General features: G+C 60.4%; 8 protein-coding genes and 2 pseudogenes. 3 read left to right on the top strand and 7 right to left on the bottom strand.

Features of this window, described 5'->3' with window-relative positions; genetic code table 11:
• The first annotated feature begins 8 nt into the window (after positions 1-8).
• A complete protein-coding gene (locus tag QW861_RS19405; protein ID WP_315828350.1) occupies positions 9-839 on the top strand; it encodes an ABC transporter permease in 831 nt (276 codons plus the stop codon).
• 92 nt (positions 840-931) lie between these two features.
• On the opposite strand, the gene putA is transcribed toward QW861_RS19405, so the two are convergent.
• Positions 932-4,630, bottom strand: coding sequence for a trifunctional transcriptional regulator/proline dehydrogenase/L-glutamate gamma-semialdehyde dehydrogenase (gene putA, locus QW861_RS19400; protein ID WP_315754156.1), 3,699 nt, complete (start codon positions 4,628-4,630; stop codon positions 932-934).
• Between the two features lie 146 nt (positions 4,631-4,776).
• Between putA and QW861_RS19395 the strand changes: the two genes are divergently transcribed.
• Positions 4,777-5,247, top strand: a complete 471-nt coding sequence (locus tag QW861_RS19395; protein ID WP_315754084.1) for an Lrp/AsnC family transcriptional regulator — start codon at positions 4,777-4,779, stop codon at positions 5,245-5,247.
• 340 nt (positions 5,248-5,587) lie between these two features.
• On the opposite strand, the pseudogene QW861_RS34030 reads toward QW861_RS19395, so the two are convergent.
• A pseudogene (locus QW861_RS34030) lies at positions 5,588-5,755 on the bottom strand (ion channel); the annotation flags it as partial.
• 223 nt (positions 5,756-5,978) lie between these two features.
• Here QW861_RS34030 and QW861_RS34025 point away from each other — a divergent pair.
• The gene (locus tag QW861_RS34025) at positions 5,979-6,227 is read left to right on the top strand and encodes a helix-turn-helix domain-containing protein (RefSeq protein WP_409998687.1); all 249 of its coding nucleotides are present in this window, start codon (positions 5,979-5,981) and stop codon (positions 6,225-6,227) included.
• 251 nt (positions 6,228-6,478) lie between these two features.
• Here the strand turns inward: QW861_RS34025 and QW861_RS19390 are convergent.
• From QW861_RS19390 to QW861_RS19370, 5 genes and pseudogenes are all read right to left on the bottom strand, one after another.
• Positions 6,479-7,463 (bottom strand): annotated as a pseudogene (locus tag QW861_RS19390) (NAD(P)H-dependent flavin oxidoreductase).
• Positions 7,464-7,672: 209 nt separating this feature from the next.
• The gene (locus QW861_RS19385) at positions 7,673-8,344 is read right to left on the bottom strand and encodes a nitroreductase (protein WP_315754086.1); all 672 of its coding nucleotides are present in this window, start codon (positions 8,342-8,344) and stop codon (positions 7,673-7,675) included.
• 34 nt (positions 8,345-8,378) lie between these two features.
• Positions 8,379-9,356, bottom strand: a complete 978-nt coding sequence (locus QW861_RS19380) for an NADPH:quinone oxidoreductase family protein (RefSeq protein WP_315754088.1) — start codon at positions 9,354-9,356, stop codon at positions 8,379-8,381.
• Between the two features lie 513 nt (positions 9,357-9,869).
• Positions 9,870-11,105 carry an ABC transporter substrate-binding protein gene (locus QW861_RS19375; protein ID WP_315754090.1) on the bottom strand — a complete coding sequence of 412 codons (1,236 nt, stop codon included), beginning with the start codon at positions 11,103-11,105 and terminating at the stop codon, positions 9,870-9,872.
• Between the two features lie 76 nt (positions 11,106-11,181).
• Positions 11,182-12,390 (bottom strand): CaiB/BaiF CoA-transferase family protein, encoded by a 1,209-nt coding sequence (locus tag QW861_RS19370; RefSeq protein ID WP_315754092.1) that lies wholly within the window; start codon positions 12,388-12,390, stop codon positions 11,182-11,184.
• Positions 12,391-12,419: the final 29 nt, after the last annotated feature.

Raw genomic sequence — 12,419 nt, 5'->3', positions numbered from 1 at the left:
GGCGCGATATGGCGATCTTCATCCTGCCTGCCGGTCTTCTCGTCTGTGTGCTCCTTGTCGCGCCGATGGTCATGATGGCCCGCATCTCTCTGAACCATTTTGACGCGGCCTCGCTGATGATCGAGGCCCTGACCGGTGAGAACTATCTGCGCGCGGTGGCCGACCCCTACTATCAGCGCGTCCTGCTGATGACGTTGGGCGTCGCCGTCCTCTGCACCCTGGTCACGGTGATCCTCGCGTTTCCTGCGGCCTACTGGCTGTCGCGGATGGATAGCAAGCTCAAGAGCCTCGTGACCATCCTCACGATGTTCCCGCTGCTGGTCGGCAACGTGGTTCGTTCGGCAGGCTGGATTGCCCTGCTGGGAAATGACGGGTTGATCAATGCCACGCTGCAGGGCGCAGGCCTCGGCACGGCTCCCCTGAAACTGCTCTATACCCCCGGTGCCGTGGTCATCGGCATCATCGGCATCGTCCTGCCCTACATGGTTCTGACCCTCTCCGCGGTGATCGAGGGCATTCCGCGCCAGACAGAGGAGGTCGCAGCCAATCTCGGGGCGCGGCCGTTCACCGTGTTTCGGCGCGTGGTCCTGCCGCTGGCGATGCCCGGCGTCATTGCAGGTGGGGTCATGGTGTTCATCCTGAGCATGAACGCCTATGCCACCCCCGTCCTGCTGGGAGGGCCACAGTTCCAGATGATGGCCCCGGCGGTCTACGATCAGTTCAACCGTGTCAGCAACTGGCCTTTCGGCGCCGCTCTCGCCTTCATCCTGCTCGCCGTCACGCTGATGATGACCATCGTCGGAAGCGCTGCGCTCGCCCGCAAGTACAAGGCTGTGTAGCGGCGTCGATCTTCAGGCTGCTTGGCCAGGACGTACGTCTGCTGCGATCGCATCTCGAAGTGCACGCGCGGGAAGCGCGTGCGCTCGACGTCCTACCCGATCGTCATCAGGCTCGCATTGCCGCCGGCCGCGGCCATGTTGATCGACGTCGACACCTCCTCCAGCAGCCATTGGATATTGTAAGCATTCTGATTTCGGGCAATTTCGTTTGCTGAAGCTGCCTGAACCGGCACGAGTGGTCCCGGGATGGCGGCGATCCGCTTGCAGACGGACTGGACGCGCTCGACCCCGCCCTCGACCAGGGCGCCCCCGAAGAGACCGTGAGCGTCCCAGTCGGTCGACCAGGACACGCGGCCGGCCAAGTGTGGCGGTAGCCCCGCCAGCGAGCTCTGCAATCCCGATGCAGCGTCGATTATCGCGTGATTGCCGGTGGCGATGACTGCGCCAAGCTGATGATAGAGGCCGGTCACCGTTTCGGGTGCCAAAAGGATGAGGCCTCTCGGATGCAACGCGTAGACGTTGCGTTCACCGACGGGCCCGGGGAGCTCGACCTCATGCCAGAGCGCGGAGACTTGACCGAAATAACGAGCCGCGTCGGCGGCCGCGTTCGCCCCCTTGTCCTCAAGCCACTTCGCCCAATCGAGAAGCGCCGTGTTGGTGTTGTTGGAGCTGGGCTGCAGCGCGATCGGGGAGGGCGTGACAAGTCGCCCCAGATATTGCGGGCCGCCGGCCTTGGGGCCCGTACCGGACAGTCCGCGGCCGCCAAATGGCTGGACACCGACGACAGCGCCAATCACATTGCGGTTCACGTAGATGTTTCCTGCTTTGACGCGATGTGTGACGTGCGCGATCGTTGCGTCCAGACGTGTATGCAGGCCAAAGGTGAGGCCATAGCCCGTTGCATTGATGTCGTCGATCAGGGCATCGAGATCTTCACGGCGGTATCTCAGAACGTGAAGAACAGGTCCGAAGACTTCCCGTGTCAGATCAGAGAGCCTATCGAGTTCAATAATCGTTGGAGATACGAACGTGCCATTGGTGGTGTCCGCGCTCTGGCCGATCCGTTCGACCGCGCAACCCAAGCCGCGCATCGTCTCAATGTGCTCCTCGATCGTCTTCTTTGCTTCCGACGTGATGACCGGACCGACATCGACCGACAGGCGGTCTGTGCGCCCCATGGTCAGCTCACGCGTTGCGCCTTTCAGCATGTTCAGAATGCGATCCGCAACATCTTCCTGGAGACAAAGGACCCGAAGAGCCGAACAGCGTTGGCCAGCGCTATCGAAGGCCGATGCAATCACGTCACCGACGACCTGTTCTGCAAGCGCCGAAGAGTCGACAATCATCGCATTCTGCCCGCCGGTCTCTGCGATCAATGGGATCGGCCGACCTTCCATCGAAAGTCGGTTTGCAAGCTCCGACTGGATCAGACGCGCGACCTCGGTCGATCCAGTGAACATCACGGCCGAGATCGCCGGCGAGGCGACCAGAAGGGCGCCGACGCGGCCATCACCCGGCACCAGTTGCAGGACGTCGGCCGGAATACCCGCTTCATGCAGGATGCGAACGCCTTGGGCCGCGATCAGCGGGGTTTCTTCGGCAGGTTTTGCCAACACCGGATTGCCGGCGACCAGTGCGGCTGAGATCTGTCCGATGAAAATCGCCAGCGGGAAATTCCACGGGCTGATGCAAACGACCGGACCAAGCGGCTTTTGAGCCGGGCCGAGGGTGCGGCGTGCTTCCGCTGCATAATAGCGCAGGAAATCGATCGCCTCGCGCACCTCGGAGATCGCATTCGGCAACGACTTGCCGGCTTCACGCGAAATCAGGCCGAGAAGGGTGGGCATCCGATCTTGCATGAAATCGGCAGCCCGGGTGAGGCATTCGGCGCGCTCCGGCGGTGGTACGGACGCCCAACTCGCGGCTGCAGCGGAAGCCTGCTCAGTCGCCCGCAGCACATCGTCGTCCGATGCGTCAGTCACCCAGCCGACGATGTCGCGGCGATCTCCGGGATTGCAGATCGGACGTGCTGGAGCGCTCGCCTCGTTGGTCGTGAGTCGAGGTGTCGCCTTCCATTCGATGCCGGTGCTCGCCTTCAACGCGCGTGTGAGCGACGCGAGGATGGCTTCATCGGTCAGATCAAGGGCTGCCGAATTCGTTCGACTGCTTCCAAACAGCTCGGCCGGCAGTTTGATCTTGCTGTGCTGTGCGCCCATCGTCGCCATCGCCTTGACGGCTTCCACGGGATCGCTCACGAGGTCGTCGACCGATATGTTCGGGTCTACGATGCGGTTGACGAAGGAGGAGTTCGCCCCGTTTTCGAGCAGGCGCCGAACGAGGTATGCGAGAAGGGTCTCATGCGTGCCAACCGGTGCGTAGATCCGCACAGGGCGGTTGAGCTTGGCGTCACCGACGACCTCTTCATAGAGCGGTTCGCCCATGCCGTGCAGACACTGGAACTCGTATTGCCGGGGCTGAAAATTCTGACCGGCCATATAGTAGATCGTGGCGAGGGTCTGGGCATTGTGGGTCGCAAACTGGGGGAAGATCGCGTCGGGTGCTGCGAGCAATTTTCTGGCGCAAGCAATGTAGGAGACGTCCGTGTAGACCTTGCGCGTGTAGACGGGAAACCCGTTCAGCCCATCAACCTGGGCGCGCTTGATCTCAGCGTCCCAATAGGCGCCCTTGACGAGGCGGACCATGATGCGGCGGCCGGCGCGGCGCGCAAGATCGACGATGTAGTCGAGTACGAATGGGCAGCGCTTGCCGTAGGCTTGTACGACAAACCCCATTCCATGCCAGCCTGAGAGGTCCGTATCCAGGCAGAGCTGTTCGAGAAGATCGAGCGACAATTCGAGCCGTTCTGCCTCCTCGGCGTCGATATTGAGGCCGATGTCGAATCGCTTGGCCAGGAGTGCCAGCGCCTTCACCCTGGGTAGGAGTTCATCCATGACGCGCGTGGACTGCGCCCGGGAGTAGCGTGGATGCAGTGCGGACAGCTTGATCGAGATGCCCGGGCCCTGATAGACGCCGCGTCCTGCGGACGCTTGTCCGATCGCGAAAATCGCGTGTTCGTAGTCCTTGTAGTAGCGTTCGGCGTCGGCGGCGGTCATTGCCGCTTCGCCGAGCATGTCATACGAGTAGCGAAAGCCTTGTTGCTCTAGAGAGCTCGAATGGCGGAGCGCCTCCTCGATCGTCTGGCCTCGGACGAATTGTTCTCCCATCATGCGCATCGCCATGTCGAGGCCGCGACGTATGACCGGCTCGCCGCAGCGCGCGATCAGGCGAGCCAGTGCGGAAGCCAGACTGCCGTCGCTGACGGTCGAACTCAATTTGCCGGTGACGACGAGTCCCCATGTCGCGGCATTGATGAACAGCGACCGTCCGCCGCCAAGGTGCGACGTCCAGTCACCGGTGGCGATCTTGTCGCGGATCAGTGCATCGCGCGTCGGCGTATCGGGGACGCGAAGCAGCGCCTCGGCAAGGCACATCAGAGCCACACCTTCCTGGCTCGACAACGCGTACTCCTGAACGAGCGCCTCGACTCCGGAACGTGTTTGCTTGGCGCGCAGCTTTTCAATGAGACGTCGTGCGGTCTCCGTCGCCGCCGACTGGAGTCTCGCCGGGAGTGTTGCGGCCGCCACGAGTGGGGGCAGGCACTCCGTTTCCGGACGCCGGTAGGCCGCCGTGATCGCTTGACGCAATGCGCGCTGCGGATGGATCGGCGGAGCGAAGTTGGAGAAGACTGCATGCCGGTCCGCCTCGGAGTCGCTTTGCGGAAGAACAGTCATGGTGGAGTTGGACATCACCTCAGCCTTCATCTGACGCTTGATCGAACCGAGTTAGAAATAGCATTGGCGGCTCCGGCTTTCAGACTTTGTTTCTGCCGAAATATGGTATTATCGACCTTTCATCTGGAGCAAGTCGGTCCAATCGCATGGCGAAAACGCAGGAAAATAGTGAAATAGACCAGTTCGATGGGCGAATTCTGCAGGCCTTGGCCGAAGATGGCCGGATGTCGGTAACCGACCTGGCCAAGCAGGTCGGCCTATCCAAAACGCCGTGTCAGGTGCGATTGAAGCGCCTGATGGACGACGGCTACATCGTTGGTTTCAGGGCCGTGCTGGATCCACGACGGCTCGGACTGGAGCACGTTGCTTTCGCGGAAGTCCGGCTTTCGGACACACGGGAGAAGGCGTTGACCGAGTTCAACTCGGCGGTCATGAAGATCAAGGAGGTGGAAGAGTGCCACATGATCGCAGGTTCATTTGACTACCTGCTGAAGGTTCGAACCGCTGATATCAAAAGGTATCGGCAGGTATTGGGCGAAAAGATTTCGAGCCTTCCGCATGTGTCGAATACGTCGACATTTGTCGTCATGCAGTCTGTGAAAGACAGCGGATTATAGTCGGGCGGCGGAGGACGTCGCATCGTCGTCGGCCGTGACTTTCCGCCACGGACAAGGCCACGCCGCGAAATCTCGGAATCGTTTCATCGAGCGGTCGATCTCCGCGCCGTCCCGTCACCCAACTGCCGATCTGAAACAACGCATAGTCGGCCGCGGGGGGAGATTGTTCTCGATCTTGCCGATCTTGCGGCCAGAATCGCTAGCCCTGATCAGCAATCAGCGAGAACCTGAAACCAGGCCGTTATGAGCGGGCCTGCTTGCTCGAAGGTCTTGAAAAACATTGACGTTTTTCGTGGCGTCGGCTCACGAGCTTCCACGTTCGTTCACGGTGTAGCGGTGGTCAATCGGTGGTCGAATACTGAAGGCGGCGCTTAACTTCGGTGGATCTTCGGCCGACGAGCCCAGTAGCATTAAAAAAAGGAGCCCAATGGCCCATCACAAGCGACCGCGCCGCGGCGGTCTTCGGCACGATATCGCCATAGCCAACTGTCGCTATTGTGATGGTGCTGAAATAGAGCGCTGTTCATAGCCCATCCAGGTGCTGTTCAAACGCGCTATGCTGAAGAGCCTCAACGAGGCGATAAGCAATGGCGAAGGCGTAAATCGTCAAGAAATATGAGGTCGCGCCAGCTCCCGCCGCTACGACCGCCCGGATGGGCACATCCAACCGCCCGAACGAACTCAGATCTGGATAAAACTTGGGGGCAAGGTCAGGAGACAGAGGCGAAGGGGTGTCGATTGCTTCATCCAAGCCATTTGGAGAACCGAGGTCGATTCCGTTCGTTCTACGGCTCACCTGCACGATTAACGAAGCATGCGAGATCACTGGCTTGGGACGCACGAAGCTTTACGAGTTGATTGGGACAGGGGATCTCATTACTACAACCGTAGGACGTCGGCGGTTGGAACTCGTGAGCTCGCTCCAAGCACTGCTCGACGTGAACCCGTCGGAGCCTGGAGGTATGAGAAAGATTTGGTAACAGTTCGCGCCTTGTGAGACTTGGCCGCGTTTGTCCGTCTTTTTCCATTCCAATCCACTAAGTGGGTGAGGGTAATTTTGTGGAACCGCTGGTCCGTGAATCTCCCAACCAGTTGAATAAAAGAGATATTTTGCGCCGTCTCGCGGACTCCCTCTCCGCCATTTGCACGACGTCGTGCGCCAAACTACGATTTCCTGCGACACGGTTCGCCTGCTGATCATGCGTTGACTGTCGCGCGGCGGACCAGTTCGTCACGTTCGCAGTTGCTTGCTGCTTCGGACTAGATCCGAATTGACCGACGCTACATATTCTCTGGCGATCTCGTCGATCAATTCCGCCGCTCCCATCACGGAGCGCACGCCGGACACGGAGTGGCCTGCGCTCCAGACCTCGGCCCAACGACGCGGGCCGCCCGACTTGGTCCCAAACACCTCCTTGGCACGCTCTTGCGAAACGGACTCATCCAAATGAGCGGGATCGAGACCGGCGTCGACGATCGAAGGACGCAGCATGCTCGCCTCGAGTCCGGTGAAGGCCTTCGTCAAGATCACGTCATCCATGGTGCTGTCGATGAGCATTTGACGATAGGCGTCACTCGCCATGCTTTTCCCGCGTGGCGATGAAGCGCGTTCCCATATAAGCAAGGTCGCAACCGAGCAGCTGCGCAGCAGCCAACGCGACGCCATCGCCGCCCGCAAGAACGATCGGTCCGTCGAAGATTGCTCGGACGGCTCGGACGAAGGAAAATGGATTTGCCCAGCCGGTCTGGCCGCCCGCCCCGGCACTCAACAGGATCAGCCCATCCGCCCCGGCCTTGATTGCTTTCTCTGCGTGATTCAGAGACGCGATATCGGCGAATACGAGACAGCCTACATCCTGCAGCGGTCCAACGGCCGCTGCAGGAGACCCGACGCTGGTGATGACGATCTCCACCTTGTGGCGGACGAGACAAGCAAGGTCTTCCTGGAAGCGCGGCTGCCGCACGATCAAATTGGGGCAGTGTGGTGCAGCCTGATGACCCAAGTCTGCAACGCCATGCTCGATCGCTCTCAGCCAGTGATCGAGTTCTTCGACCGATCCAGCGTTGGCAGTGGGAAAGGCGCCGATCGCCCCCGACCGGCAAACCGCCGTGACGAGGTTGACGCCCGATACCCGGAGCATCGGAGCGGCCACCAAAGGCAGGCGCAACCGCGATGCGATCTTCGAGGGCAGGCCGGTTCGGTTCGTGAGAGTCATGTCGCCTTAAGTTGCTCTTGGAAGAGCTATCCTGCGCTTGCGCCGAGCTCTGTCATTGGAGTCTAAGCGCCAGCGCTGCACACGACAGGACCCTTGGAGCACCTTGCTCCAAGGGTCATTCGCGAAGGGATGGTGCCGCCATGATAGCGAAGCCCCTTCAGACCCAACATGAAGGTGGTCGTGTCGATGATTTCATCGTGCCCCGCAAGTCAGAAGCCTCGAAGCGTCGCAAATTCCGATAAGTCGGCGCGCTCCGTGCGAAGGCTGTTGATGGGATGCTCAGCATCCGCGTAGCCGAGAGCCATGCCGCAAAAGATCATGAGATGAGGCGGCAAAGCGATGAATTCGGCTATCGTCCTGTGCCAGATTGCCCACGCTTCCTGCGGGCAAGTGGCCAATCCCTTTTCGAAGGCCAGCAACATGACGGATTGCAAGTACATGCCAAGATCAGCCCACTGTCCCGGCTCCATCTCGCGATCGATGGCAAAGAACAAGCCGACCGGAGCGCCGAAAAATCCAAAATTCTTCGCGAGCTGCTTCAGGCGCGCGGCCTTGTCCTCGCGTGGAATTTCAATTGTGCGATAAAGATCTTCGCCGTTCTTGAAGCGTCGGGTCCTGTACGGCTCCTTCAGCTCGGGTGGATAGATGTTGTATTCTGCTTTTTCGCCCATTGGGTTGATCTTCATCCGCTCGGCGACGAGCGACCTGAACCGTTCGAGCTCTTGACCAGCCAGCGCCCAGACATGCCAGGGCTGAAGGTTGCCGCCCGAAGGCGAACGACCGGCCGCCAGCAGGATATCCTTCACGATCTCTCCCTGGACCGGCTTATCCAGAAACGCGCGGACCGACATTCGTGAGTTTAGGGCGTCGGAAACTTTCATAGGTTGTCCTCATGCAAAGCGTCGAAGGCGATCGTCAATCGATCCGAACAACCATCTTTCCCAGTGCGGAACGCGTGGTCATTGCCTTGAAGGCATCGCGGAAATCCCGAAAGGCGAAGATCTTCCCTACGACCGGAAGGAGTGTCTTTTCGCTCAACCAGGCGAATAGCTGGGCAATCAGTTGGTCGCGCACGTCCGGTTCGCGGCGGCCGATCTGAGCGAGGTCGACGCCCAGCAATGCGCCTCCTTTCAGAAGTGGTAAATTGAACGGCAGCGCGGGAATGCTGCCGGCCGCAAACCCGACGACAAGATGACGCCCATTCCAGGCGATCGAACGGAATGCCTGCAGACTCAGGTCACCGCCCACCGGGTCAAAGATCACGTCGACGCCGCGGCCACTGGTGAGAGTCTTTATCTCGTCACGCCAGCCGTCGACGGTGTAGTTCACCACTGCGTCGGCGCCGTACGCCGTCGCAAACTGCCGTTTCGCCTCAGTCGATGCGGCTGCTATGACCGAGGCGCCCAGTAGCTTTGCGACTTGTACCGCGGCGATGCCAACCCCGCCGGCTGCGCCAAGCACCAGCAGCGTTTCGCCCTGACGAAGCGTTCCCCGCACCTTCAGCGAATAGAGCGCTGTAAGATAATTCGCAAAAAACGAAGCGCCAACTTCCGGTGCCACGTCTTCCGGCCTGACGAAAAGCGCTGAAGCTGGGAGGCAAATATACTCAGCAAGCCCACCCGATCTGGCCATACCGATAACCGGCGTCCCTGGTGCAAAGCCTTCCACGTCCGGGGCGACTGCATCGACTGTGCCGGCAAACTCTGTGCCCGGTGTGAAGGGCAGGGGATCCCTGGTCTGATATAGGCCCCGGACCTTCAAGCCGTCCACAAAGCCAACGCTTGCAGCCTGTATCCGGACACGAACCATCCCAGGCGTTATGTCCGGTTGAGCCACATCCTTTAGAGCGACATTGTCGATGGCTTCGTAGTTCTCGACGACGACTGCTTTCATGATAGCCTCTTACGGAATTGGAGTGCGTATAATTGATCGAACGCAAGATTTTCGTTTCTTTTCGGTCGAGGCGCCGCAATGACGGGCCTGCGAATATCATCCGCAAATGTATCGCGGCGGTTCCGACGCCTCCGGCTGGGCGCGGGACGAGCATCTGGTCGCCAGCTTGTAGCTTGCGCCCTCTGTCAGCGCAGAATGGGCCGTGAGATATCTGCGCAAAATGAGGCCCTGCCTCGGCGGAAGTGCCATCCAGCAGGATTAGTGCTGCTTCCGCTGGAACGGCGACGTACTCGGCGAGTGCGCCCGAGCGATAAATTCCCATGACCTGCATGCCCCCGGGGCATACTCGGTCACCCCCTCTCCGACGCTTCATGAGATAGAGGTCCTGCACCTTGAGGCCATCGACGAAACCGATTCCCAGGGCTCGCAGACGCACGCGCGACGATGGCGTGAGCCGAGGCATGGGATCTGCTTCTCGCATTTGCGTTGGGAAAGCACAGGACCGAGCTCACCTCAGTTGGTCCCGGCGCTTCCGACTTCGCCGTCGATCAGCTCTCCGAGAGGCTGCCACCTCTGACCGTCGAAGCGAATGAGTTGCATCTGTTCGACTGGAAAATAATCCTTAGCAGACGTATTGATCTTGATGCCGGGCAAGAGCATCGGAACGTCCAGGTCCCTTAAGTTCGCGGCCTGCCGCATGATGTTGTCGCGCGTGGGGTTGTCGCCGCATCGCTTGAGGACTTCGAGCAGCGTGTGCGCAACGGCGTAGCCATAGACGGTGACGCGGTCTGCCTTGTCCCCATCTGGAAGATACCTGTCCATGAACGCATTCCAACCTCTCGTGGCCGCGTCGTTGCTCCAGGCGGGATCGCTGGGGTCCTTTAAATAGGCATTCGAGATGATCCCCTTGGCGTTCTCCAGACCTGCAGGACGGAGCACACTCGCCACGGAGGTGGAGACGCCTGCGAGGAAGACGACCGGCCTCCACTCGAGTTCTGCAAGCTTGCGGATGGCCTGAGCGCTTGCTTTCGGCGTGGTCCAGGACACGAAGATGTCCGCGCCGGAGTTTCTCAGCCGCGCGATGTGAGCGTCGATCGTCGGTTCCGACAATTCAAATGACGATTCGGCGACGATCATCGAGGCCCTTTCTCCCAGCCCATCGCGCAAACCCTTCGCCTCGTCGCGCCCTCCGTCGTCATTCTGCCAGAGCATGGCAATCTTCGCGTTCGGATAGTTCTGCAGGATGTATTTTGCGTAGGCGCGCCCTTCGCTCTGGAAATTTGGCTGCCAGCCCATGGTCCATGGAAAATGGTCCGGATCGCCCCAGCGGGTGGCATTGCTTGCGACAAAGAGCTGCGGCACCTTCCGGGCATTCAAGAATTTCTGGATCGCCGCGTTCGAGGGCGTTCCAACCGACTGGTAGATCATGAGCACCTCGTCGCTCTCGACCAGCTTTCTCGCCTGCTCCACGGCCTTCGGCGGACTGAACGCGTCATCGTAGCTGACGAAAGTGATCTTCCGCCCGTTGATGCCGCCTTCATCGTTGACCTTGCGGAAAAACGCTGCAGCGACGCGACCGATGATGCCGTAGGCTGATGCGGGCCCGCTATAGGGAGCGAGATTTCCGATTTTGATCTCTTGGTCTGTGGCGCCCGGATCGTACTTCTTTTCGGTTGCATTGGCCGGTAGAGCCGCGAGGCTCGCCGCCAACCCAACGGCGGCGAAATAGGGCAGGTATCTTCGTGGCATGGTTGATCCTCCCATCGACATAACTCAGCTCGGTTACGACCGATTTGGAACAGTGGGCCGGGACTTCGGCCGTCAATCAGCCGACAACGCCAGATACTTTCAGGCGAGCAATGTCCTCGTCGGAATATCCAAGCTCCTCCAGGATTTCCCCACTGTGCTGGCCCAATTCCGGTGCGGGGTTTGGGGGCCTCTTCGTGATACCGCTTATTCGGAACGGGCTGTCCACGATTGCGCCATGCCCCGGCATCCACTCGGCTCTGACAAGCGCACCGGCATGATACATCTGGTCGTCGCCGACCAGATCTCCGGCCTTGGCCACGATCGCCGCGGTCAGGTCAGCCGCCTGAAAGATGCGTTGCCAATCGGACGAGATGCGGCTCGCAAACAGGTCGTCGAGAAGTGCCACAAGCTCGGCCGCATTGGCGCGCCGTGTTGCAAGCGCCGAAAAGCGTGAGTCCTCGATTAAGGCGGAGCGGCCGATTGCGTGGCAGAAGCGCGGCCAATCGCGTTCCTCCTGCACCAGACTGATCATGAACCAGCGGTCGTCAGCGCACCGATAGAAGCACGTCAAAGCGTTCCGGGTGGCCTTTCGGGGGAGGCGGTACTGGATCTCGCCACCGCACAGGACCGCCTGGATCGATGCCGCATTCGACCAGACTCCGTTGGCGAGCAGCGATGACGTGACGCAGCTCCCCCGGCCCGTGCGCTCCCGGTAAAGGAGCGCCGTGACAATCCCGGCGTAGAGGGTGACCGCTGTCGGCTGATCGCCCATCCCCATAGTGGGTGCCGCAGGAGAGCTCTCGGGGTCGGGGCGTACGCTATCGGCCAATCCCGATCGAGCCCAATAGGCATGGGCATCGAAGCCCGGTCTTTCAGCTTCGGGGCCTGTCTCCCCGTAGCCGGTGAGCGCCGCATAGACGAGACGCGGATTGATTTCCGAAAGCTGCTCATAGCTGATCCCGAGCCGAGTGCGTGAAGCCGGAGACTGGTTGGTAACGAAAACATCGGCGGAACGCACGAGCTGCCCCAGGATGGTTCGACCAGTCTCGGTCTTGAGGTCCAACCCCAGCGTACGCTTGTTGCGCGCGGCAACTGTCCACGCGTAGTTATGGTCGGCTTTTGGCAGGTTAGGAAGACGACCGAGGACCCGCTGCGGATCGCCGGCGCCGACCGGCTCGATCTTGACGACGTCCGCACCGAAGTCCGCGAGGATCACGGCCGCCGCCGGGCCGGCGACAAAGGTGGCGCTGTCAATGACTTTCAGACCCTGGAACACGCCAGCCACCAGATCCTCCCTGCCGCCAAGCAGACTTG

The organism is Bradyrhizobium sp. SZCCHNRI1029 (genome assembly GCF_032487555.1).
GTDB lineage: Bacteria > Pseudomonadota > Alphaproteobacteria > Rhizobiales > Xanthobacteraceae > Bradyrhizobium.
The sequence above is the reverse complement of the archived record's forward strand: the minus strand, read 5'-3'. Positions and strand labels throughout refer to the sequence as shown.

Excerpts from the sequence above, each read along its gene's own strand:
- QW861_RS19405 (WP_315828350.1), top strand. The coding sequence starts at position 9 with ATGGCGATCTTCATCCTGCCTGCCGGTCTTCTCGTCTGTGTGCTCCTT.
- putA (WP_315754156.1), bottom strand. The coding sequence starts at position 4,630 with ATGACTGTTCTTCCGCAAAGCGACTCCGAGGCGGACCGGCATGCAGTC.
- QW861_RS19395 (WP_315754084.1), top strand. The coding sequence starts at position 4,777 with ATGGCGAAAACGCAGGAAAATAGTGAAATAGACCAGTTCGATGGGCGA.
- QW861_RS19385 (WP_315754086.1), bottom strand. The coding sequence starts at position 8,344 with ATGAAAGTTTCCGACGCCCTAAACTCACGAATGTCGGTCCGCGCGTTT.
- QW861_RS19380 (WP_315754088.1), bottom strand. The coding sequence starts at position 9,356 with ATGAAAGCAGTCGTCGTCGAGAACTACGAAGCCATCGACAATGTCGCT.
- QW861_RS19375 (WP_315754090.1), bottom strand. The coding sequence starts at position 11,105 with ATGCCACGAAGATACCTGCCCTATTTCGCCGCCGTTGGGTTGGCGGCG.